The sequence below is a fragment of the Pseudomonas frederiksbergensis genome (assembly GCF_035751725.1).
GTDB classification, from domain to species: domain Bacteria; phylum Pseudomonadota; class Gammaproteobacteria; order Pseudomonadales; family Pseudomonadaceae; genus Aquipseudomonas; species Aquipseudomonas frederiksbergensis_A.
In genome coordinates, this window is the sequence record NZ_CP142104.1 from 3,971,054 (window position 1) to 3,991,931 (window position 20,878).

Annotated in this window: 15 protein-coding genes; 10 read left to right on the plus strand and 5 right to left on the minus strand. The window is 62.3% G+C overall.

The window, feature by feature from the left end; all coding sequences use genetic code 11:
• Positions 1-11: 11 nt before the first annotated feature.
• The 4 genes from xdhA (at position 12) to guaD (ending at position 6,081) form a co-directional block, all read left to right on the plus strand.
• Complete coding sequence (xdhA, locus tag VQ575_RS17640) at positions 12-1,466, plus strand: xanthine dehydrogenase small subunit (RefSeq protein ID WP_198723078.1); 1,455 nt, start codon at positions 12-14, stop codon at positions 1,464-1,466.
• Positions 1,459-3,858, plus strand: coding sequence for a xanthine dehydrogenase molybdopterin binding subunit (gene xdhB / locus VQ575_RS17645; RefSeq protein ID WP_045155496.1), 2,400 nt, complete (start codon positions 1,459-1,461; stop codon positions 3,856-3,858). The genes xdhA and xdhB overlap by 8 nt, the downstream gene beginning before the upstream one ends.
• Positions 3,859-3,919: 61 nt before the next feature.
• Positions 3,920-4,756 carry a xanthine dehydrogenase accessory protein XdhC gene (gene xdhC, locus VQ575_RS17650; protein ID WP_039589034.1) on the plus strand — a complete coding sequence of 279 codons (837 nt, stop codon included), beginning with the start codon at positions 3,920-3,922 and terminating at the stop codon, positions 4,754-4,756.
• Positions 4,757-4,776: 20 nt separating this feature from the next.
• A complete protein-coding gene (gene guaD, locus VQ575_RS17655) occupies positions 4,777-6,081 on the plus strand; it encodes a guanine deaminase (RefSeq protein WP_198723077.1) in 1,305 nt (434 codons plus the stop codon).
• 87 nt (positions 6,082-6,168) lie between these two features.
• On the opposite strand, the gene VQ575_RS17660 is transcribed toward guaD, so the two are convergent.
• Positions 6,169-6,933, minus strand: coding sequence for a GntR family transcriptional regulator (locus VQ575_RS17660; protein WP_039589032.1), 765 nt, complete (start codon positions 6,931-6,933; stop codon positions 6,169-6,171).
• A gap of 297 nt (positions 6,934-7,230) precedes the next feature.
• Here VQ575_RS17660 and VQ575_RS17665 point away from each other — a divergent pair, with 297 nt between their 5' ends.
• Complete coding sequence (locus VQ575_RS17665; RefSeq protein WP_325918116.1) at positions 7,231-8,421, plus strand: benzoate/H(+) symporter BenE family transporter; 1,191 nt, start codon at positions 7,231-7,233, stop codon at positions 8,419-8,421.
• 94 nt (positions 8,422-8,515) lie between these two features.
• Here the strand turns inward: VQ575_RS17665 and VQ575_RS17670 are convergent, their stop codons facing one another.
• The gene (locus tag VQ575_RS17670) at positions 8,516-8,860 is read right to left on the minus strand and encodes a YggL family protein (protein ID WP_039589030.1); all 345 of its coding nucleotides are present in this window, start codon (positions 8,858-8,860) and stop codon (positions 8,516-8,518) included.
• Positions 8,861-9,093: 233 nt separating this feature from the next.
• Here VQ575_RS17670 and dacB point away from each other — a divergent pair, with 233 nt between their 5' ends.
• The gene (gene dacB / locus VQ575_RS17675) at positions 9,094-10,560 is read left to right on the plus strand and encodes a D-alanyl-D-alanine carboxypeptidase/D-alanyl-D-alanine endopeptidase (RefSeq protein WP_039589029.1); all 1,467 of its coding nucleotides are present in this window, start codon (positions 9,094-9,096) and stop codon (positions 10,558-10,560) included.
• Between the two features lie 68 nt (positions 10,561-10,628).
• Here dacB and VQ575_RS17680 read toward each other — a convergent pair whose 3' ends face one another.
• Both VQ575_RS17680 and rlmKL read right to left on the minus strand, forming a co-directional pair.
• The gene (locus VQ575_RS17680) at positions 10,629-13,013 is read right to left on the minus strand and encodes a sensor domain-containing diguanylate cyclase (protein ID WP_325918117.1); all 2,385 of its coding nucleotides are present in this window, start codon (positions 13,011-13,013) and stop codon (positions 10,629-10,631) included.
• A 138-nt stretch (positions 13,014-13,151) separates the two neighbouring features.
• On the minus strand, positions 13,152-15,422 hold the full coding sequence (rlmKL, locus tag VQ575_RS17685; RefSeq protein WP_039589027.1) for a bifunctional 23S rRNA (guanine(2069)-N(7))-methyltransferase RlmK/23S rRNA (guanine(2445)-N(2))-methyltransferase RlmL: 2,271 nt from the start codon (positions 15,420-15,422) through the stop codon (positions 13,152-13,154).
• A 531-nt stretch (positions 15,423-15,953) separates the two neighbouring features.
• Between rlmKL and rmf the strand changes: the two genes are divergently transcribed.
• On the plus strand, positions 15,954-16,169 hold the full coding sequence (rmf, locus tag VQ575_RS17690; RefSeq protein WP_003223300.1) for a ribosome modulation factor: 216 nt from the start codon (positions 15,954-15,956) through the stop codon (positions 16,167-16,169).
• 178 nt (positions 16,170-16,347) lie between these two features.
• On the opposite strand, the gene VQ575_RS17695 is transcribed toward rmf, so the two are convergent.
• Positions 16,348-17,367, minus strand: coding sequence for a quinone-dependent dihydroorotate dehydrogenase (locus tag VQ575_RS17695; RefSeq protein ID WP_039589400.1), 1,020 nt, complete (start codon positions 17,365-17,367; stop codon positions 16,348-16,350).
• 233 nt (positions 17,368-17,600) lie between these two features.
• Here VQ575_RS17695 and VQ575_RS17700 point away from each other — a divergent pair, with 233 nt between their 5' ends.
• From VQ575_RS17700 to VQ575_RS17710, 3 genes are all read left to right on the plus strand, one after another.
• Positions 17,601-18,812 carry a CmpA/NrtA family ABC transporter substrate-binding protein gene (locus VQ575_RS17700; RefSeq protein ID WP_198723075.1) on the plus strand — a complete coding sequence of 404 codons (1,212 nt, stop codon included), beginning with the start codon at positions 17,601-17,603 and terminating at the stop codon, positions 18,810-18,812.
• Positions 18,813-18,826: 14 nt separating this feature from the next.
• Positions 18,827-19,402, plus strand: coding sequence for an ANTAR domain-containing response regulator (locus VQ575_RS17705; protein WP_025212689.1), 576 nt, complete (start codon positions 18,827-18,829; stop codon positions 19,400-19,402).
• A 263-nt stretch (positions 19,403-19,665) separates the two neighbouring features.
• On the plus strand, positions 19,666-20,877 hold the full coding sequence (locus tag VQ575_RS17710) for a nitrate/nitrite transporter (RefSeq protein WP_039589025.1): 1,212 nt from the start codon (positions 19,666-19,668) through the stop codon (positions 20,875-20,877).
• Position 20,878 lies beyond the last annotated feature (1 nt).

The window sequence follows — 20,878 nt, forward strand, 5'->3', positions numbered from 1 at the left end:
CGAGGCCTTCCGTGATCCAGTTTTTACTCAACCAGGAACTCCGTAGCGAGCACGCCCTGGACCCGAACCTGACCGTGCTTGACTATCTGCGCGAACACGTTGGTAAACCCGGCACCAAGGAAGGCTGCGCCAGCGGCGACTGCGGCGCGTGCACTGTCGTGGCTGGCGAACTGGAAACGGACGCAGATGGCCGCGAACGCATTCGCTACCGCAGCCTCAATTCGTGCCTGACATTCGTCTCCTCGCTGCACGGCAAGCAACTGATCAGCGTCGAAGACCTCAAGCACCAGGGCCAACTGCACAGTGTCCAGCAGGCAATGGTCGATTGCCACGGCTCGCAATGCGGTTTCTGCACGCCGGGCTTCGTCATGTCGCTGTTCGCCTTGCAGAAAAACAGCGAGCAGCCCGACGCTCACAAGGCCCACGAAGCCCTGGCCGGCAATCTGTGCCGCTGCACCGGCTATCGGCCGATCCTGGACGCCGCCGCCCAGGCGTGTTGCGGCAAGCAGCCGGATCAGTTCGATACCCGCGAGGCCGAGACCATCGCCCGCCTCAAAGCCATCGCCCCCACCGAGACCGGCGAACTCAACAGCGGCGACAAGCGTTGCCTGGTGCCGCTGACCGTGGCCGACCTGGCCGATCTCTACGACGCCTATCCGCAGGCGCGACTGTTGGCCGGCGGTACGGACCTGGCCCTGGAAGTCACGCAATTTCATCGCGCCCTGCCGGTGATGATCTACGTCGGCAACGTCGCCGAACTCAAGCGCGTCGAGCGTTTCGACGATCGCCTGGAAATCGGCGCAGCCACCCCTCTTTCCGATTGCTACGAAGCCTTGCAAGCCGAATACCCGGATTTCGGCGAGCTGCTGCAGCGCTTCGCCTCGTTGCAAATCCGCAATCAGGGCACCCTAGGCGGTAACATCGGCAACGCCTCGCCGATTGGCGACTCGCCACCCCTGCTGATCGCCCTCGGCGCGCAGATTGTCCTGTGCAAAGGCCAGGTCCGTCGCACCCTGGCCCTGGAAGACTACTTCCTCGATTACCGGGTCACCGCACGGCAGGAAAGCGAATTCATCGAAAAGATCATCGTGCCCCGGGCCAACGCCGAACAGGCGTTCCGCGCCTACAAGGTTTCCAAGCGCCTGGACGATGACATTTCCGCCGTCTGCGCGGCGTTCAACCTGCGCATCGAAAACGGTGTGGTCCAGGACGCTCGCGTCGCCTTCGGCGGCATGGCCGCCACGCCCAAGCGCGCCAAGCATTGCGAAGCCGTCCTGATCGGTGCGCCATGGAAAAACAGCACCATCGAACGCGCCTGCATCGCCTTGGCCGAGGACTTCACGCCGCTCTCGGACTTCCGCGCCAGCAAGGAGTACCGCCTGCTCAGCGCCCGCAACCTGCTGCGCAAATACTTCATCGAACTGCAAACGCCGCACATCGAGACTCGGGTGACCGCTTATGTCTAACCATCACGCCGTAGAGAAGACCCAAACAGAACTGGCGGAGCTGTTCGCCCGCGACCTCACCACGGGCGTGGGTCGCAGCGTCAAGCACGACAGCGCCGCCAAGCACGTGTCCGGCGAAGCGCAGTACATCGATGACCGCCTGGAATTTCCGAATCAGTTGCACGTCTACGCCCGGCTGTCGGACCGCGCCCACGCCCGGATCCTGAGCATCGATACCACGCCGTGCTACGCCTTCGAAGGCGTGCGCATCGCCATTACCCACCAGGATATTCCGGGCCTGAAGGACATCGGCCCGCTGCTGCCCGGTGACCCGCTGCTGGCGATCGACGACGTGCAATTCGTCGGCCAGCCGGTGCTGGCCGTTGCTGCCAAAGACCTTGAGACCGCACGCAAGGCCGCCATGGCCGCAATCATCGAATACGAAGACCTGGAACCGGTGCTGGACGTGGTCGAAGCACTGCGCAAGCGGCACTTCGTGCTCGACAGCCACACCCACCAGCGCGGCGATTCAGCCACGGCACTGGCAAGCGCCGAACATCGCATCCAGGGCTCGCTGCACATCGGCGGCCAGGAACACTTTTATCTGGAAACCCAGATTTCCTCGGTGATGCCGACCGAAGACGGCGGCATGATCGTCTACTGCTCGACCCAGAACCCCACCGAAGTGCAGAAACTGGTGGCCGAAGTGCTCGGCGTGTCGATGAACAAGGTCGTGGTGGACATGCGCCGCATGGGCGGCGGCTTTGGCGGCAAGGAAACCCAGGCCGCCAGCCCGGCGTGCCTGTGTGCCGTCATCGCACATCTCACCGGCCAACCAACGAAGATGCGCCTGCCCCGGGTCGAGGACATGCTGATGACCGGCAAGCGCCATCCCTTCTATATCGAATACGACGTCGGCTTCGACAGCACCGGCCGCCTGCATGGCATCGCCCTGGAACTGGCAGGTAACTGTGGCTGCTCGCCGGATTTGTCGGCCTCGATCGTCGACCGGGCGATGTTCCATGCCGACAACGCCTACTACCTGGGCGATGCAACCATCAACGGCCACCGCTGCAAGACCAACACTGCGTCGAACACCGCTTATCGGGGTTTCGGCGGGCCCCAAGGCATGGTCGCCATCGAAGAAGTGATGGATGCCATCGCCCGGCACCTGGGGCTCGATCCCCTGGCCGTGCGCAAGGCCAACTACTACGGCAAGACCGAACGCAACGTTACGCACTACTACCAGACCGTCGAGCACAACATGCTCGAGGAAATGACCGCCGAGCTTGAAGAAAGCAGCCAATACGCCGAGCGTCGCGAAGCGATCCGCCGCTACAACGCAGGCAGCCCGATCCTGAAGAAAGGCCTGGCGCTGACGCCGGTCAAGTTCGGCATTTCGTTCACCGCCAGCTTCCTCAACCAGGCCGGGGCGCTGATCCACGTCTACACCGACGGCAGCATCCACCTGAACCATGGCGGCACGGAAATGGGCCAGGGCCTGAACACCAAGGTCGCCCAGGTGGTGGCCGAGGTGTTCCAAGTGGAAATGGACCGCGTGCAGATCACCGCGACCAACACCGACAAGGTACCGAACACCTCGCCGACCGCAGCCTCCAGTGGCGCCGACCTGAACGGCAAGGCGGCGCAGAATGCCGCCGAAACCATCAAGCGGCGCCTGGTGGAATTCGCCGCGCGCCAGTACAAGGTCAGCGAGGAAGACGTGGAGTTCCACAACGGCCATGTGCGGGTGCGCGATCACATCCTGACGTTCGAGGCGCTGGTGCAGCAGGCCTATTTCGCCCAGGTCTCGCTGTCGAGCACCGGTTTCTACAAAACCCCGAAAATCTACTACGACCGCAGCCAGGCCCGTGGCCGCCCCTTCTACTACTACGCCTACGGCGCGGCGTGTGCCGAAGTGATCGTCGACACGCTGACCGGCGAATACAAGATGCTGCGCACCGACATCCTCCACGACGTCGGCGCCTCGCTGAACCCGGCCATCGACATCGGCCAGGTCGAGGGTGGTTTCATCCAGGGGATGGGCTGGCTGACCATGGAAGAATTGGTATGGAACGACAAAGGCAAGCTGATGACCAATGGCCCGGCCAGCTACAAGATCCCCGCAGTGGCCGACATGCCTCTGGACCTACGGGTCAGGCTGGTGGAGAACCGCAAGAATCCTGAAGACACCGTGTTCCACTCCAAGGCCGTGGGCGAGCCGCCCTTCATGCTCGGCATCGCGGCGTGGTGCGCGATCAAGGACGCCGTGGCGAGCCTGGGCGATTACCGGCATCAACCGAGAATCGACGCCCCGGCGACGCCAGAGCGGGTGTTGTGGGGGTGTGAGCAGATGCGTGGGTTGAAGACAGTCAAGGTTGAGGAAGCTGAAGCCGAAGTGGCTTCGCTCTAGACCGCGGCGCGGCCTTCGCGAGCAAGGCGGCCGAACAGACAACAGAGATGTCGAGGTGAACATGTACAACTGGATCAGCGCCCTCGCCGACCTGCAAACCCGCGGTGAACCCTGCGTGCTGGTGACGATCATCGAAGAGCTCGGCTCTACGCCGCGCAACGCCGGCTCGAAAATGGTCATCAGCGCCAGCCAGACATTCGACACCATCGGTGGCGGGCACCTGGAATACAAGGCGATGGAAATCGCCCGGAACATGCTTGCCTGTGGCCGGCAGGACACGCATCTGGAGCGCTTCAGCCTCGGCGCCAGCCTGGGCCAGTGCTGCGGTGGCGTCACCGTGTTGCTGTTCGAACCCATGGGCCAGGTCCAGGCGCAGATCGCCGTGTTCGGCGCCGGCCATGTCGGTCGCGCCCTGGTGCCGTTGCTGGCGAGCCTGCCCTGCAAGGTGCGCTGGATCGACTCGCGGGAAGCCGAATTCCCCGAACAGCTGCCCCACGGCGTGCGTAAGATCGTCACCGAAGAGCCGCTGGATGAAGTCGACGATTTGCCCGCCGGCAGCTACTGCATCGTCATGACCCATAACCATCAGCTCGACCTGGAGCTGAGCGCTGCAATTCTCAAGCGCAACGACTTTGCCTACTTCGGCCTCATCGGCTCGAAGACCAAGCGGGTCAAGTTCGAACACCGCCTGCGTGATCGCGGTTTCGACAGCGGCACCCTGCAACGCATGCGTTGCCCGATGGGCATCGGCGAAGTCAAAGGCAAGCTGCCTGTGGAAATCGCCATCTCCATCGCCGGCGAAATCATCGCCACCTATAACGCGGATTTCGGCCAGCACACCTCGCGCGCCGAACCCATCGCCAAGTTGCTGCCGGCTTCACGCCGCAGCCAGCGTTAAATCTTTTATCGAGACAGACCATGCCCCTGACACGCAAAGCCTACCGCGCCGCCCTGCTCCACAGTCTCGCCGACCCGGCCGAGGTCGGTATCGAGGCGTCCCATGAGTATTTCGAGGACGGCCTGCTGGTGGTGGAAAACGGCCGGATCAGCGCCATCGGCTACGCCAGCGACCTGCTGCCGACCTTGGCGGCGGACATCGAAGTCGCCCATTACCCGAACGCACTGATCACTCCCGGCCTGATCGACACGCACATCCACCTGCCACAAACCGGGATGGTGGGCGCCTATGGCGAACAACTGCTGGATTGGCTCAACACCTACACCTTTCCCTGCGAAAGTCAGTTCGCCGATGAAGACCACGCCAAGGCGGTGGCGGATATTTTCGTCAAGGAACTACTGCGCAATGGCACGACCACAGCCCTGGTGTTCGGCAGCGTGCACCCGCAATCGGTGAACGCGTTTTTTGAAGTGGCCGAGAAGCTCGACCTGCGCATGATCGCCGGCAAAGTGATGATGGATCGCAACGCCCCCGACTACCTCGTCGACACCGCCGAATCCAGCTACACCGAAAGCAAGGCGCTGATCGAACGCTGGCACGGCAAGGGTCGCCTGCACTACGCCGTGACGCCGCGCTTCGCCCCCACCAGCACCCCGGAACAACTGACCCTGGCCGGCCAATTACTGGGTGAATACCCGGACTTGTACATGCAGACCCACATCAGTGAAAACCTGCAGGAAGTGCAGTGGGTCAAGGAGCTGTTTCCCGAGCGCAAGGGTTACCTGGACGTCTACGATCACTACCAACTGCTCGGCGAGCGCTCGGTGTTCGCCCACGGCGTGCACCTGTGTGACGACGAATGCGCACGCCTGGCACAAACCGGTTCGGCCATCGCCTTCTGCCCGACCTCGAACTTTTTCCTCGGCAGCGGCCTGTTCAACCTGCCGATGGCCGAGAAGCACAAGGTGAATGTGGGATTGGGCACCGATGTCGGTGGCGGCACCAGTTTTTCGCTGCTGCACACCCTGAACGAAGCCTACAAGGTGATGCAATTGCAGGGGGCGCGGCTGAGCCCGTTCAAATCGCTGTACCTGGCCACCCTCGGCGGCGCCCGCGCTCTGCGCCTGGAGGACAAGATCGGGACGTTGCAGCCGGGGACGGACGCGGATTTCCTGGTGCTGGACTACAACGCAACGCCGCTGTTGAGCTATCGCCTCAAGCAGGCCAAGGACATTGCCGAGCGGCTGTTCGTGTTGATGACGCTGGGGGATGACCGGGCGGTGGCGCAGACGTATGCGGCTGGAAGGCTGGTGCACCAGCGCTAGATATCAGCGCCAGTGGAATAGTATTCGCGAACAGGCTAGCGAGCCTGCTCGCGAAGGGCGCAGCTCGGTACGACTGAATCAACTCGATCAGAGCTTGGCAGGCGTACGCCCCGGCTTCTTGCTCTGCAACAAATGCGAGAACACCGCATGCAAGTCATCCGACGCGCTTTCTTCGTCGAGGTTGAGCTTGCTGTCGATGTGGTCCATGTGGTGCATCATCAGGTTCACTGCCAAGGCCGCGTCGCGGGCCTCGATGGCGTCGATCAATTGGGTGTGTTCGTCATAGGAGCAGTGCGAGCGGTTGCCGCTTTCGTACTGCGCAATGATCAATGAGGTCTGGGACACCAGGCTGCGCTGGAAACTGATCAGCGGGGCATTTTTCGCCGCTTCGGCCAGCTTGAGGTGGAATTCGCCCGACAACCGGATGCCGGCGCCACGGTCGCCACGGGAAAAACTGTCGCGCTCGTCGCTGACCATCTGCCTCAACTCGGCGAGCTGCTCGGCAGTGGCGTGCTGGACCGCCAACTCCGTGATCGCCTTCTCCACCAAGCGCCGGGCGAAGAACACCTGGCGAGCTTCCTCGACGCTAGGGCTTGCCACCACTGCACCACGATTGGGCCGCAGCAGCACCACGCCTTCATGGGCCAGGCGTGACAGTGCACGGCGAATGATGGTGCGGCTGACCCCGAAAATCTCCCCAAGTGCCTCTTCGCTCAATTTGGTACCGGGCGCCAGGCGCTGTTCGAGGATGGCCTCGAAAATGTGCGCATAGACAATGTCGTCCTGGGTTCCGCTGCGGCCGGCTTTGCCTGCTCGCGGTTGTTTCTTGAGGGGCTGCAACTGTTCGTTCATGGGCACTCGAGTCGGGAGAACTGCGGCGATTTAACCGTGACTGTAATACGGCACAGCGGGTCGCTGGCAAGTATCGCGTAAAAAACACGTCGATTGTACACAACCTCTGATGGCAACACGACTGTACGGCTATTTGCGGACACGGCTGTATTGCAACCGATGATGAGGTTGAGTTTAGGCTTGAACCTCGGTTTTGTGGCGAAGGAGCTTGCTACCGCAGGATTGCGCAGCAATCCCCCCGCACAAGCAACGGCTCGCCCAAGTCCAGACAATCTACAACAAGGATCACCGCCCACCATGACCGAAGTCACGACCGCGCCACTTCGTCCATTGGCCGATACATCGCCCTCGGCCATTGTCGCCGGCTTCATCGCCATGATGACCGGCTACACCAGCTCCCTGGTGCTGATGTTCCAGGCCGGGCAAGCGGCGGGCCTGACCAGCGGCCAGATTTCCTCATGGATCTGGGCCATTTCCATCGGCATGGCGGTGTGCTCCATCGGCCTGTCGCTGCGCTACCGCACGCCCATCACCATCGCCTGGTCGACACCCGGCGCGGCGTTGCTGATTACCAGCCTCGGCGGCGTGAGTTATGGCGAGGCGATCGGTGCGTATATCACATGCGCCATCCTGGTCACGATCTGCGGCCTGACCGGTAGCTTCGAGCGCTTGGTCAAGCGTATTCCAGCCTCGCTCGCGGCGGCGCTGCTGGCGGGTATCCTGTTCAAGATCGGCAGCGAGATCTTCGTCGCCGCCCAGCATCGCACCGGCCTGGTGCTGGGGATGTTTTTTACCTACCTGATCATCAAGCGCCTGTCGCCGCGTTATGCCGTGCTGGCGGCGCTGCTGGTCGGCACGGCGCTGTCGGGCCTGCTTGGGCTCCTGGATTTCAGCGGTTTCGCCCTGGAAGTCGCGACGCCGGTCTGGACCACGCCGCACTTTTCCCTGGCAGCCACCATCAGCATCGGCGTCCCGCTGTTCGTGGTGGCAATGACCTCGCAAAACATGCCCGGCATCGCGGTATTGCGCGCCGATGGCTACAACGTGCCGGCCTCGCCGTTGATCACCAGCACCGGCATCGCTTCGTTGTTGCTGGCGCCGTTCGGCTCGCATGGCATTAATCTGGCGGCCATCAGCGCGGCCATCTGCACCGGGCCCCACGCCCACGAAGATCGCAACAAGCGCTACACGGCGGCGGTCTGGTGCGGGATTTTCTACGGGGTCGCCGGGGTGTTCGGCGCGACGCTGGCGGCGTTGTTCGCGGCATTGCCGAAGGAACTGGTGCTGTCGATTGCGGCGCTGGCACTGTTCGGGTCGATCATCAATGGCCTGAGCATCGCCATGAACGAAGTGAAGGAACGGGAAGCGGCGCTGATCACCTTCATGGTCACGGCGTCGGGGCTGACGCTGTTTTCCATTGGTTCGGCATTCTGGGGAATTGTCGCGGGGGTATTGACGCTGCTGATCCTGAACTGGCGTAGCGCCTGACAACTTATAAAGCTTCGCGGCCTGGCATGTCCCCATAAATGGCAGGCACAAAAAAACCGGCACCCGTAAAGGTCGCCGGTTTTTTTCTACACCATCAAGCCTTCGGATTGATCGGCTTTTCCGGATACCACACGTCCAGCAGCGGGCTGACTTCAACGCTGGTCAGCTCAGGACGGGCTTTGAGCCAGGCTTCTACGGCAGCGCGCTGCTCTTCGGTGACCGAGCCACGCTTCTGCAGGCAAACCAGACCGTAGTCGTCACCGCCGACATAACCCAGGCCGTTGGCTTCCATGGCTTCTTTCAGGAAAGCGTCGAGGAAAGCGTCAATAGCCTCATCGGCCAGATCTTCTTTGAAATCCAGGTTCAGTTCGAAACCCAGCTCTTGAAATTCATCCACGCACAGCTTTTTGCGCAGACGCTGGGAACGGTTAGTCGCCATTGAAACAATCCTCATAAGTAATAACGGCCGGCACTTTACCAGTTTGGTGCGTCGATTGCCCGACTGATCGGGCATCTACCCCTACCGCCGGTAAAAAAATACCGCTTCGGCGGGCTTGGGCACGGCACAAGCCGTTGCGCCTTGGGGCATAATGCCGAACATTCATGACCGTTGAGGACGTTCATTTTCATGTCCTCGTCTTTTTCCCCCTCGCCTGCAGGGTTTTACTTCACATGATCAAATCTTTGCGTCCACTGCTCCTGGCCAGCCTTCTTCTTCCCTTGGCCCTTCCTGCTTCCACCAGCGCCGCCACCATCAACACCGCCCTGTCGCCCAATGTGCAAAAAGCGCTGAAGAACAGCAAACTGCAAGACAACGCTCTCTCCCTGGTAATGGTTCCGCTCAACGGCCCGGGCATGCCGACGCTGTACAACGCCGATGTCTCGGTGAACCCAGCGTCCACCATGAAACTGGTAACAACCTATGCAGCCCTGGAAATGCTCGGGCCGAACCATCAGTGGAAAACCGAGTTCTACACCGACGGAACCCTCAATGGCGGGATCCTCAATGGCAACCTGTACCTCAAGGGCGGCGGCGATCCCAAGCTGAACATGGAAAAGCTCTGGCTGTTGATGCGCGACTTGCGGGCCAACGGTGTGCAACAGGTGACGGGCGACCTGGTGCTCGATCGCAGCTTTTTCATCCAGCCGCAATTGCCCGAGTTCAACGATGACGGCAATGACGAGAACAAACCCTTCCTGGTCAAGCCGGACTCGCTGCTGGTCAACCTCAAGGCCTTGCGCTTCGTGGCCCGCAATGACGGCGGCCGGGTGCTGGTGTCGGTGGAACCGCCGATTGCCAGCATTCGCATCGAAAACGTGGTCAAGGCCGTCAATGGCAAGCAATGTGCCGGCGGCGTTCGCTACAACCCCGTAGCCCAGGCCGATGGCAGCATGACCGTCACCGTCAGCGGCCAACTGGGTGAAGGTTGCAGCTCCCAGACCTACCTGTCGCTGCTCGATCACGCCACTTACACCGCGGGTGCCGTGCGGGCGATCTGGAAGGAGCTGGGCGGCAGCATCCAGGGCAACGACCGCCTGGCCGCGACGCCAAAGAGCGCCAAGCTGCTGGCCCGGGCATTCTCGCCGGACCTGGCGGAGATCATCCGCGACATCAACAAATACAGTAACAACACCATGGCCCAGCAACTGTTCCTGAGCCTGGGCGCGGAATTTCGCAACGAGGCAGACGGTGACGACGCCAAGGCTGCGCAACGTGTTGTGCGCCAATGGCTGGCCAAGAAAGGCATCACGGCGCCGCACCTGGTGATGGAGAATGGCTCGGGCCTGTCCCGCGCGGAACGGGTCAGCGCCCGGGAAATGGCAGCGATGCTGCAAGCGGCATGGCGCAGCCCGTACGCGGCGGAGTTTGTCAGTTCGATGCCCATCGCCGGCACCGACGGCACCATGCGCAAACGCCTGAAGACCACCGCCATGGCCGGCGAAGCCCACATAAAGACCGGCACGTTGAATACCGTGCGCGCCATCGCCGGCTACAGCCGCGACATCAACGGCAATACCTGGGCGGTGGTGGCGATCCTCAACGATCCGAAGCCATGGGGCGCTTCCTCTGTGCTGGACCAAGTGCTGCTGGATCTGTATCGCCAGCCGAAACTGCCGCAGGCGGCTTCGCTGCTCTGATCGCAGAGGCTGGTGTGGGAGCGGGCTTGCTCGCTCCCACAGCCAGGTTGCATATCCCAGGCTGCTTGCTACCCCGCCTGCACCTCCACCCGATCCCTTCCAGCCTGCTTCGCCGCATACACCCCGGCGTCAGCCCGCAGCAACAACGCATCGGCACCTTCGCCGGCGCGCCAACTGGCGACGCCGAAACTCGCGGTGATGACGCCGACGTCATCGATCGGCGCGCTTCGAAGGCCGTCCCACAACCCCAACGCCAGCGTGTAGGCACTTTCGCTATCCGTATTCGGACACAGCACCACGAACTCCTCCCCACCCAACCGGCAGAACACATCGGTGCGGCGCAATCGCTGGGTGATCCGCTGGCAGACCGCCTGCAATACCCGATCCCCCACCGCATGGCCGTGCTGGTCGTTGATGCGCTTGAAATGATCAATATCGAGCATGATCACCGTCAGGTCCCCGGAGCCGCGCTCGACCCGGGTCATTTCCGACGTAAGGCGTTCCTGGAAGTAGCGCCGGTTGCGAATTCCGGTCAAGGCGTCGGTGACCGACAGCGCCCGCAACTCTTCCTCGACGCGCTTGAGGTCGGAAATATCCGAAATATAGCCGTGCCACAACACACCGCCGCCCGGCAACTGTTCAGGTGTCGCCTCGCCTCGCACCCAACGCAGGCCGCGATGCGGCAGTTGCACGCGATATTCTTCTCGCCAAGGGCTCAAGGTATCGGCCGACGTGCGAATCGAGGCGCGCACGCGTGCACTGTCCAATGGATGGATACGCGAGAAAATCGCTTCAGCGTGCCGCACCAGCACATCCGGCTCCAGTTCATAGATGTCGCGGATGCCATCGCTGGCGTAGATCACACTGAAGCCGCCATTGAAATCCATCTTGAACTGGTAGATGCCACCAGGCACATGGGCGCTGAGTTTCTTCAACAAAAGATCCCTTGCCGCCAGCGCCTCGTGGACGCGCTTGCGCTCGGTGATGTCGATGCAGATCGCCAGGTGCCCGACCCATAAGCCCTGGTCATCGAGTACCGGCGCGGCCAACATGTTGACCGTCAGGTGGCTGCCGTCGCGGCGCACCAGGGTCCACTCGCGGGCCTGCTGTCCACCCTGTTCGCCACCCTCGAGCAACATCGCATGGCACGTGGGGATCGGTTTGCCAAAGCGGGCCGCCAGCTGTGCGGCACGGTACTGCAATTCGCGGGGAACATGGAGGCTCTCCAGGGTCATGCTTTGCAGGACATCGCAGCTGCGGTAGCCGAGCATCTGTTCGGCGCCGGCATTGAAGGTGGTTATCACACCGCGCAGGTCGGTGGCGATGATCGCAACCTGTGTCGCGGCGTCCAGCACGCCTTTCAATTGGCCATGGGTGCCGCGCAGTTCCGATTCCCTGGCGCGCAGTTCCCGGGTTCGCTGCTCCACCAATGCCAAGGCACGTTGCCGTTGACTGACCAGCATATAAAGCAAGGCGCTGAGCAACAGGCTGATCAAGCCTCCCAGCACCGTGAGGCTGATCACGCTGGAATGACTGCTCGACAGGAATGCAAGACTGGGCCGCAACTCTATGCGGAAGTCATGATCGGCGAGGCGCACCATCCGTACCGCCGACAAGTCGCTTTCGCCCGGCCGGTTCGAGGTTTCGAACAGGAGTTCCCAAGGGAGCTCGTGGGCGGAATCAAGCACGCGCATCGACAGGTTGTCATCGTCAACCTCCGGCAGGCCATCGGCGACCAACTGGCGCATGCTGATCGCCGCCACCACGTAACCGAACGGCTCGCCGGCTGATTGCTTGAAAACAGGCGCTGCCAGCATGACTCCACGGGAAAGGGCCGGATCGCCTCCAATCAGGTCTATGGGCTCGGAAACCACCAAGGCGCTATGCTGACGGGCCCGTTCAAGTGTGGCGCGGCGCATAGGGTGCGAAAGCAAATCCAGGCCCAGCGGCGCGCTAAAGGATGGCTGGCTCTGGACGTACAGCACCGGAACATATTCGTCCCGTTCCTCGGCCACGCGCAGGTTCCCAGCCTCGTCCGGTTCACGCACGGTAAAGGTGCCGGACACTTCGGCCCGTGCCCGTTCTTCAAATGCCTGGCGCTCCCCTTTCAGCACCCGAGGCGCCCAAGCGAAAGCCCAGGTACGCCGCAGCAACGCTTCGGTGTAGCCATGGAATTCGTAGCTGGAAACCCCAGCGGAGTTGGCGAAAAAGCGCCTCAGACTGTCAAGACGTTGCTCTTGGTCCTGGAAACGCTCTTCGAGGCGGGTATAGCGTTCTTCGGCCAACAATTCAAAGCGCTGACGCAATTGCTGGTTGAATTGTTTCAACGTGCCCCAGGCTAACAAACCGGTCAGCAGCAGGCCCGCCACCAGAACCAACCACGCCACTAGCCATGCCGAAACATCTTCGCTGATAAAGCCCAGGATCCTGGGGCGCACCTGATGTAATGCCATACACATAACTCAGAAAAGGACCAGGCGTAGGTAAAGCCCCGGCCACAGCCTAAGTTATAGCTATCTGCCATCACTTTAGCCAGCCCCAGGAATGCCAGGAGCCTTGAATTTCAAGGCTCACATGGATCCAATGCCTGCTCAGCGCGCCATGATTTTCCAGGCGCGGTGGATCTTGCCGTTGCGGGCGAAATCCGGGTCGATGGTCTTGGCGGTGATTTCCTCCACCGCGTAGCGCTCGGCCAGGTTCTCTTCGAGCTGGAACTTGCGGAAGTTGTTGGAGAAATACAGCACGCCGCCCGGCGCCAGGCGCGCCATGGCCAGGTCGAGTAATTGCACGTGGTCGCGCTGCACGTCGAACACCCCTTCCATGCGCTTGGAGTTGGAGAAGGTCGGCGGGTCGATGAAGATCAAGTCGTACTCGTCGCGACTGGCTTCAAGCCAGGCCATGACGTCGCCTTGCTCCAGGCGGTTCTTGTCGGAAAAACCATTGAGCGACAGGTTGCGCCGTGCCCAGTCCAGGTAGGTTTTCGACAGGTCGACGCTGGTGGTGCTGCGGGCACCGCCCTTGGCAGCGTGGACGCTGGCGGTCGCGGTGTAGCAGAACAGGTTGAGGAAACGCTTGCCGGCCGCCTCCTTCTGGATCCGCAAGCGCATCGGCCGGTGGTCGAGGAACAAGCCGGTGTCAAGGTAATCCGTGAGGTTGACCAGCAGCTTCACGCCGCCTTCGTTGACCTCGGTGAACTTGCCCTGGGCGCTCTGGCGCTCGTATTGCTTGGTGCCGCTCTGGCGCTCGCGACGCTTGATGACAACGCGGCTCTTGTCGATATTCAAGGCCTGGGGAATCGCCGCCAGGGCGTCGAACAACCGGGCCGAGGCCTTTTCCGGATCGATGGATTTGGGCGCGGCGTATTCCTGGACATGGACCCAGTCGTGATACAGGTCGATGGCCATCGAGTATTCCGGCATGTCGGCATCGTAGACGCGATAGCACTCCACGCCCTCACGCTTGGCCCATTTGCTCAATTGCTTGAGGTTTTTCTGCAGGCGGTTGGCAAACATCTGCCCACCTTCGCTCAGGCGCGCCTGCTCGACCACGGGAGCCGGCGCCGGCGCTGGCTTGATGGGGTTGCCGTTCTTGTTGTACTGGCGTTCTTGCGGGACATCCGGGGCCTGCTCGTAGGCCGATTGCTCACGCTCGGCCTGGCGTTGCTCCGCAGTGCGGCGCTCGCCGGTAACAAACTGATCCGGCAGCACTTTGATCAACAGCAGCTTGCAAGGCAAGGCGCCGTTCCAGAACGAATATTGCTTGTGGCTGCGAATGCCCATGCGCTTGCCCAGGTCTGGCGCGCCGGTGAACACCGCCGCCTCCCAGTTCAAGCAGGCCTGGCGCAGGCGCTCGCCAAGGTTCTGGTAGAGATACAGCAGGCTGGCCTCATCGCCCAGGCGCTCGCCGTACGGCGGGTTGCAGATCACCAGGCCCTTCTGGTTCTGGTCCGGGCGCGGCTCGAAGGTTGCGACTTCGCCCTGATAGATCTTGATCCACTCGCTCAGCCCGGCGCGCTCGACGTTGTTGCGACCCGGCTGGATCAGCCGCGGGTCGGCCTCGTAGCCACGAATCCACAACGGCGGCTTGGCCAGCCCGGCGGCGGCGCGTTCACTGGCCTCTTCGTGGAGTTTCTTCCACAACGCCGGCACATGGCCGAGCCACGCGGTAAAGCCCCATTGCTGGCGACGCAGGTTCGGCGCCATGTCGGCGGCAATCATCCCGGCTTCCACCAGGAACGTGCCGACACCGCACATCGGGTCAGCCAGCGCCCCGCCTTCGGCGGCAATGCGCGGCCAGCCGGCGCGGATCAGGATCGCGGCAGCGAGGTTTTCCTTCAGCGGTGCCGCGCCTTGCTGCAGGCGATAGCCACGCTGGTGCAAGCTGTGGCCCGAGAGGTCCAGGGAGAGGATCGCTTCGCCACGGTCCAGGCGCAGGTGGATGCGCAGGTCCGGGTTGAGCTTATCGATGGAAGGACGCTCACCCGACGGCGTGCGCAATTTGTCGACGATGGCGTCCTTGACCTTCAGGGCGCCGAAATGCGTGTTGTCGATGCCCGAGCCGTGGCCACTGAACTCAACCGCCAGGGTGCCATCGGCGAGCATGTGGTCTTGCCAATCGACATCCAATACGCCGTGATAAAGATCTTCAGCGTCCTTCATCGGGAAGCGCTTGAGCACCAGCAGCACGCGGTTCGCCAGGCGCGACCACAGGCAGAGCCGGTAGGCCGTCTCCATGTCGGCGCTACCGCGCACCGCCGAGGTGTGCTCGCGCGCCTCTTCAAGGCCAAGCCCTACGGCTTCCTCGAGAAGCAGGCCTTCGAGGCCTTTGGGGCAGGTGAGGAAGAGTTCGAAACGGTCGGACATGGGATTTCCAGAGCCTTTGGCTAAGTGGACCGGGCAACGCATTGCCGGGCCGGGTTCAATCAGGTGCTTTTCTCAAGAGCACCCGCGTGGCACGAAAGTGTGCCGTTCCGTACTCGCCGCTCAGGTTCAAAGAGCTTAGATGCGTGTACAGATAAAAAATTCTGTGCAACAAATTGTGAAAAGTCGTCCCTTTCGTCGAATAATACCCGAGTGCAAAGGGGGGACATTCTCGTTCGATACGGGCAACCGCCTTTCAGCGCAGGGCTGATCATACAGGGGTCTTGCCCGAAAGCGGGTGCCGAACACCTGGTTACTTATCGCACTAACATCTTTATTGTTACGTGCTTATGACAAAACGATCATTCCATCCCTGTGACGCTTTGGTTAGAACTCACCACAGGTTGACGTCGCAACGGCGTCAACACCTTGGCTCGTCACGCCGGCAACGAGCCGCCAACGGCAGAATGATTCTGCCCCGACCTCGATTGAGGTCGACGCTAAGCAACAGTCAACAAGTGAGGGCAACACCCTATGAGAAGACTTAAGCGTGATCCGTTGGAAAGAGCATTTTTACGCGGTTACCAATATGGCGTTGGTGGTAAATCCCGTGAGCTTTGCCCCTTTACTCTACCGTCGGTACGCCAAGCCTGGATCAATGGCTGGCGGGAAGGACGCGGCGACAATTGGGACGGTATGACCGGCACTGCGGGTATCCATAGACTCAACGAACTTCACGCCGTCGGCTGACACAGGGCTTACTACTCGAGAACTCGACAATCTGACACTTGCATCGATTTAACCACGCACGTCCCATCCGGACGGCGGGCTACGGCCCAGGGGGCTCCTTCAGGAGCCCTTTTTAATACCTGGGTTTCCTGGATTTGACCTGCAAATATCGTCGTGGCGACCCGCTAGTCTTCCGAGCTCAGCCCAACGCCGCAATCGCATCCACCGACTCACGAATCAGAGCCGGCCCCTTGTAGATGAAACCCGAGTAAACCTGCACCAGGCTCGCCCCGGCGGTAATCTTCTCGGCGGCGTGCCGGCCTTCGGTAATCCCGCCCGCCGCAATGATCGGCAAGCGTCCCGCCAGTTCACCCGCCAGGACTTTCACGGTGTGGGTGCTCTTTTCACGCACCGGCGCGCCGGACAACCCGCCCGCCTCGTCACCATGCTCCAGCCCTTCGACACCTTGGCGACCCAGCGTGGTGTTGGTGGCGATCACCGCGTCCATGCCGGTCTCGATCAGGGCCTGGGCCACCTGGACGGTCTCCTCATCGCTCATGTCCGGGGCGATCTTGATCGCCAGCGGCACATGCCTGCCATGGATGACCGCCAGTTCCGCACGGCGCCGGGCCAGGTCGGCCAGCAATTGCTTGAGCGAGTCACCGAACTGCAGGCTTCGCAGTCCCGGGGTGTTGGGCGAGCTGACGTTGACGGTGACGTAGCTGGCGTGGGCATAGACCTTGTCCAGGCAGATCAGGTAATCGTCGACGGCGCGCTCCACAGGGGTGTCGAAATTCTTGCCGATGTTAATGCCCAGCACGCCCTTGTACTTGGCCGCCGCGACACGGGTCAGCAAGTGATCGACGCCCAGGTTGTTGAAGCCCATGCGATTGATGATCGCCTCGGCCTGGGGCAGGCGGAACAGTCGTGGCTTGGGGTTGCCCGGCTGCGGACGCGGTGTGACGGTGCCGATCTCCACGAAGCCGAAACCCAACTGCGCAAAGCCGTCGATGGCCGCGCCGTTCTTGTCCAGGCCCGCCGCCAGCCCGACCGGGTTGGGAAACTCCAGGCCCATGACCGTCACCGGCAGTTTCGCCGGAGCCTTGCACAGCAGACCGTTGAGGCCCAAGCGCCCGCCCGCGCCGATCAAGTCCAGTGACAGGTCGTGGGAGGTTTCCGGGGAGAGTTTGAACAGCAGTTCACGGGCCAGGGTGTACATGGGCGGCTTTGACTCGGGCGAGGAAATGAGGCGGCGATTATAGCCGCGCAACGGCGTCGCAAGCGAGGCGCTCGCACAAAAGCGCAGCGCTGGCATATGCCTTGCACCTTTTTGGTCATCAGCGCCCCATGCCAACGACGGAATGTGTGGCGCACTGTTTCAAAGGACAACGGCGTCGGCGTCCGGCCTCCCTGGCCAGGACACGGCGCTTTTTCATGTGGAAGGTGATAGCGATGAATGAAATTCCAGCCACGCCCCTGGCCTGGGTCAATGGCAGCGATGCCCCGGAAAAAAGCGCGATCAACCTTGGCTTCATGGCCTTGAGCGACTGCGCCCCGGTGGTGGTGGCCGCCACCCAGGGCTTCGCGCAACCTTACGGCCTGACGTTGAACCTCAAGCGCCAGGCGTCCTGGGCCAACCTGCGGGACAAGCTGGTCAGCGGCGAAATCGACGCAGCCCACAGCCTGTACGGCCTGGTCTATGCCGTGCACCTGGGCATCGGTGGCGTTGCAGCCACCGACATGGCAGTGCTGATGGGGCTGAATCAGAACGGCCAGAGCATCAACCTTTCCCACGGCCTCCAGGCCCAAGGCGTGACCAGTCCTGAGGCACTGGAACGGCACGTGCACCAAACTCGCCCGAAACTGACCTTTGCCCAGACTTTTCCCACCGGCACCCATGCCATGTGGCTCTATTACTGGCTCGCCGCCCAGGGCATCCATCCTCTCTCGGATGTCGACAGCGTCGTGGTGCCGCCGCCGCAAATGGTCGCGCACCTGCAAGCCGGGCGCATCGACGGCTTCTGCGTGGGCGAGCCGTGGTGCGCCAGCGCGGTGAAACAGAACCTCGGCTTTACCCTGGCGACCACCCAGACCATCTGGCCCGATCATCCGGAAAAAGTCCTCGGGTGTACCCGGGCGTTCGTCGAGCAATACCCCAACACCGCCCGGGCCCTGGTGATGGCGATCCTCGAAGCCAGCCGCTTCATCGAACAAAGCGAGGAGAACCGTCGCAGCACCGCACAACTGCTGAGTGCGCCCGAATACCTCGACGCCCCGCTGGACTGCATCGAGCCGCGCCTGCTGGGCATCTATGCCGACGGCTTGGGCAACAGTTGGCAGGATCCCCATGCCATGCGTTTCCACGGGGGCGGCGAGGTGAACCTGCCATACTTGTCCGACGGCATGTGGTTCATGACGCAGTTCCGCCGCTGGGGCCTGTTGCGCGAAGACCCGGACTACCCGGCCGTCGCCCGCCAGGTCCAGCAGCTCGACCTGTACCGGGAAGCCGCCACGGCGCTGGGCATAGCATCCCCAAGCCAGGACATGCGCAGCAGCCAGCTGATCGACGGCACCATTTGGGACGGCTCGGATCCGGCCGGGTACGCCCGCAGCTTCAAACTGCACGCCTTGAGCGATGCGGCTCCCCTTCTCGCCAGCCGCTGACAGGAGCCACGACCATGCTGCGTATCCTGCTGATCAACGACACCGCGAAAAAAGTCGGCCGCCTGAAGGCCGCCCTGATTGAAGCCGGCTTCGAAGTAATCGACGAATCCGGCCTGACCATCGACCTGCCGGCGCGCGTCGAAACAGTGCGTCCGGACGTGATCCTGATCGATACCGAGTCACCCGGACGCGATGTGATGGAGCAAGTAGTGCTGGTCAGTCGCGACCAGCCACGACCGATCGTCATGTTTACCGACGAGCACGACCCGGATGTGATGCGCCAGGCCATCAAGTCGGGGGTCAGCGCCTATATCGTCGAAGGCATCCACGCCGCGCGCCTGCAGCCGATCCTCGACGTGGCCATGGCCCGTTTCGAGAGCGACCAGGCGTTGCGTGCCCAGCTCCTGGCCCGGGACCAGCAACTGGCCGAACGCAAGCGCATCGAACTGGCCAAGGGCATGCTGATGAAGATGAAGGAATGCAACGAGGAACAGGCCTACACCCTGATGCGCCGCCAGGCGATGAGCCGCCAGCAGAAGCTGATCCAGGTGGCGGAGCAGATCATCGCGATGAATGAGCTGCTCGGCTGAAAGCTTGTAGCACCGGGCCTGCTTGCGAATGGCCTCCCCCGATCTCGCAGGTTGGCACAGATCTCGCTTAAGCAATCCCACAGGTAACCAACGGCGGTTGCCCCACCTACGACAAAGACGTCGCACACCCTCCTCGCCTCTCTGGCGATCCGGGTTGCGGCGTTTTTTTGTTTTGGTCCTGCGGGACCGGTGGTGCGACCACAGGCGGCGCACTGCTCAAAGCACTGACTCATTTCTCGAGACTTTTACAGCTGAGGTGCGCGATGAATTCAAGCTTCTGGAAATCCGGCCACACCCCGACACTGTTCGCGGCCTTCCTCTACTTCGACCTGAGTTTCATGGTCTGGTACCTGCTCGGCCCCCTGGCGGTGCAGATCTCCGCCGACCTGCACCTGACCACCCAGCAACGCGGCCTGATGGTGGCGACGCCGATCCTGGCCGGCGCCGTGCTGCGTTTGTTCATGGGCCTGCTGGCCGACCGGATCTCGCCAAAGACCGCCGGCATGGTGGGCCAGGTGATCGTCATCGGTGCGCTGTTCTGCGCCTGGAAACTGGGCATCCACAGCTATGAACAAGCGCTGCTGCTGGGCCTGTTCCTCGGCGTAGCCGGCGCTTCATTCGCCGTGGCCCTGCCGCTGGCCTCCCAGTGGTATCCGCCGCAACACCAGGGCAAGGCCATGGGCATCGCTGGCGCCGGCAACTCGGGCACCGTGCTCGCGGCGTTGATCGCCCCGGTGATGGCCGTGGCCTTCGGCTGGAGCAACGTGTTCGGCTTCGCGCTGATCCCGCTGGTGCTGACCCTGGTGCTCTTCGCCTGGTTGGCCAAGAACGCCCCCGAGCGCCCCAAGGCCAAATCCATGGCCGACTACCTCAAGGCCCTGGGCGACCGTGACAGCTGGTGGTTCATGTTCTTCTACAGCGTGACCTTCGGCGGTTTCATTGGCCTGGCCAGTGCCCTGCCCGGCTACTTCAACGACCAATATGGCCTGAGCCCGGTCACCGCCGGCTACTACACCGCCGCCTGCGTCTTCGGTGGCAGCCTGATGCGCCCACTGGGCGGCGCCCTGGCGGACCGTTTCGGCGGTATCCGCACCTTGCTCGGCATGTACACCGTGGCGGCCGTCTGCATCGCCGCAGTGGGCTTCAACCTGCCGAGCTCCTACGCGGCACTGGCATTGTTTGTCTGCACCATGCTCGGTTTGGGGGCGGGCAACGGCGCGGTGTTCCAACTGGTGCCACAACGCTTCCGTCGCGAAATCGGTGTGATGACCGGGCTGATCGGCATGGCCGGCGGCATTGGCGGTTTCGCCCTTGCGGCGGGCATGGGCGCGATCAAGCAGAGCACCGGCAGCTATCAACTGGCGCTGTGGTTGTTCGCCAGCCTCGGTGTGCTGGCCTGGTTCGGCCTGCACGGCGTCAAGCGTCGCTGGAGGACCACTTGGGGTTCGGCCGCTGTCACCGCCGCCCGGGTATAAC